Below are 3,309 nucleotides of genomic sequence, written 5' to 3' on the forward strand. Positions count from 1 at the left end.
GCTTCCGGGTTCGGAATGTAACCGGGCGTTTCCCTAACGCTATGACCACCGAAACACTATGAAGTTGAACTCAAACCGGCAAACGGGAGTTCATTGCTTCAGAACAAACACAGTGGACGCGAGCAACTGAGGACAAGCCCTCGGCCTATTAGTACCAGTCAGCTCCACCCGTTACCGGGCTTCCACATCTGGCCTATCAACCCAGTCGTCTACTGGGAGCCTTACCCTCTCAAGGAGGTGGGAACACTCATCTCGAAGCAGGCTTCCCGCTTAGATGCTTTCAGCGGTTATCCTTTCCGAACGTAGCCAACCAGCCATGCCCTTGGCAGGACAACTGGCACACCAGAGGTTCGTCCGTCCCGGTCCTCTCGTACTAGGGACAGCCCTTCTCAATGTTCCTGCGCGCGCAGCGGATAGGGACCGAACTGTCTCACGACGTTCTAAACCCAGCTCGCGTACCGCTTTAATGGGCGAACAGCCCAACCCTTGGGACCGACTCCAGCCCCAGGATGCGACGAGCCGACATCGAGGTGCCAAACCATCCCGTCGATATGGACTCTTGGGGAAGATCAGCCTGTTATCCCCGGGGTACCTTTTATCCGTTGAGCGACGGCGCTTCCACAAGCCACCGCCGGATCACTAGTCCCGACTTTCGTCCCTGCTCGACCCGTCGGTCTCACAGTCAAGCTCCCTTGTGCACTTACACTCAACACCTGATTGCCAACCAGGCTGAGGGAACCTTTGGGCGCCTCCGTTACTCTTTAGGAGGCAACCGCCCCAGTTAAACTACCCATCAGACACTGTCCCTGATCCGGATCACGGACCGAGGTTAGACATCCAGCACGACCAGAGTGGTATTTCAACGACGACTCCACAACCACTGGCGTGGCCGCTTCAAAGTCTCCCACCTATCCTACACAAGCCGAACCGAACACCAATATCAAACTGTAGTAAAGGTCCCGGGGTCTTTCCGTCCTGCTGCGCGAAACGAGCATCTTTACTCGTAGTGCAATTTCACCGGGCCTATGGTTGAGACAGTCGAGAAGTCGTTACGCCATTCGTGCAGGTCGGAACTTACCCGACAAGGAATTTCGCTACCTTAGGATGGTTATAGTTACCACCGCCGTTTACTGGCGCTTAAGTTCTCAGCTTCGCCACACCGAAATGTGACTAACCGGTCCCCTTAACGTTCCAGCACCGGGCAGGCGTCAGTCCGTATACATCGCCTTACGGCTTCGCACGGACCTGTGTTTTTAGTAAACAGTCGCTTCTCGCTGGTCTCTGCGGCCACCCCCAGCTCACCAAGTAAATTGGATCACCAGTGATGGCCCCCCTTCTCCCGAAGTTACGGGGGCATTTTGCCGAGTTCCTTAACCATAGTTCACCCGAACGCCTCGGTATTCTCTACCTGACCACCTGAGTCGGTTTAGGGTACGGGCCGCCATGAAACTCGCTAGAGGCTTTTCTCGACAGCATAGGATCATCCACTTCACCACAATCGGCTCGGCATCAGGTCTCAGCCTTAACGTGCGACGGATTTGCCTACCGCACGGCCTACACCCTTACCCCGGGACAACCACCGCCCGGGCTGGACTACCTTCCTGCGTCACCCCATCGCTTACCTACTACAAGTCTGGGTCACCGGCTCCACCACTTTCCTTTCCCCGAAGGGTCCGGAACGGCTTCACGGGCTTAGCATCGCCTGATTCGATATTGGGCGTTTCAAAGCGGGTACCGGAATATCAACCGGTTGTCCATCGACTACGCCTGTCGGCCTCGCCTTAGGTCCCGACTTACCCTGGGCAGATCAGCTTGACCCAGGAACCCTTAGTCAATCGGCGCACACGTTTCTCACGTGTGTATCGCTACTCATGCCTGCATTCTCACTCGTGAACCGTCCACCACTAGCTTCCGCTGCGGCTTCACCCGGCACACGACGCTCCCCTACCCATCCATACAGGCGTTGGCCCTATACGTATGAATGACACGACTTCGGCGGTACGCTTGAGCCCCGCTACATTGTCGGCGCGGAATCACTTGACCAGTGAGCTATTACGCACTCTTTCAAGGGTGGCTGCTTCTAAGCCAACCTCCTGGTTGTCTCTGCGACTCCACATCCTTTCCCACTTAGCGTACGCTTAGGGGCCTTAGTCGATGCTCTGGGCTGTTTCCCTCTCGACCATGGAGCTTATCCCCCACAGTCTCACTGCCGCGCTCTCACTTACCGGCATTCGGAGTTTGGCTAAGGTCAGTAACCCGGTAGGGCCCATCGCCTATCCAGTGCTCTACCTCCGGCAAGAAACACACGACGCTGCACCTAAATGCATTTCGGGGAGAACCAGCTATCACGGAGTTTGATTGGCCTTTCACCCCTAACCACAGGTCATCCCCCAGGTTTTCAACCCTGGTGGGTTCGGTCCTCCACGACCTCTTACAGCCGCTTCAACCTGCCCATGGCTAGATCACTCCGCTTCGGGTCTAGAGCGTGCAACTCAAACGCCCTGTTCGGACTCGCTTTCGCTACGGCTTCCCCACACGGGTTAACCTCGCTACACACCGCTAACTCGCAGGCTCATTCTTCAAAAGGCACGCAGTCACGACTGTATGTGCAAGCACATACAGCGACGCTCCCACGGCTTGTAGGCACACGGTTTCAGGTACTATTTCACTCCGCTCCCGCGGTACTTTTCACCATTCCCTCACGGTACTATCCGCTATCGGTCACCAGGGAATATTTAGGCTTAGCGGGTGGTCCCGCCAGATTCACACGGGATTTCTCGGGCCCCGTGCTACTTGGGTGTCTCTCAAACGAGCCGTTGATGTTTCAGCTACGGGGGTCTTACCCTCTACGCCGGACCTTTCGCATGTCCTTCGCCTACACCAACGGTTTCTGACTCGCCTCACAGCCGGCAGACTGTGAAAGAGAGATCCCACAACCCCGCATGCGCAACCCCTGCCGGGTATCACACGCATACGGTTTGGCCTCATCCGGTTTCGCTCGCCACTACTCCCGGAATCACGGTTGTTTTCTCTTCCTGAGGGTACTGAGATGTTTCACTTCCCCTCGTTCCCTCCACATACCCTATGTGTTCAGGTATGGGTGACAGCCCATGACGACTGCCGGGTTTCCCCATTCGGAAACCCCCGGATCAAAGCCTGGTTGACGGCTCCCCGGGGACTATCGTGGCCTCCCACGTCCTTCATCGGTTCCTGGTGCCAAGGCATCCACCGTGCGCCCTTAAAAACTTGGCCACAGATGCTCGCGTCCACTGTGCAGTTCTCAAACAACGACCAGCCACCCATCACCCC

At 56.5% G+C, this 3,309-nt stretch carries 1 rRNA gene; it reads right to left on the reverse strand.

The features are described 5' to 3' along the window. Positions 1-128: 128 nt before the first annotated feature. Positions 129-3,252 (reverse strand): 23S ribosomal RNA (locus tag CG740_RS39390). Positions 3,253-3,309 lie beyond the last annotated feature (57 nt).

This window comes from Streptomyces sp. CB01201 (assembly GCF_002803085.1).
Classification (GTDB): Bacteria; Actinomycetota; Actinomycetes; order Streptomycetales; family Streptomycetaceae; genus Streptomyces; species Streptomyces hundungensis.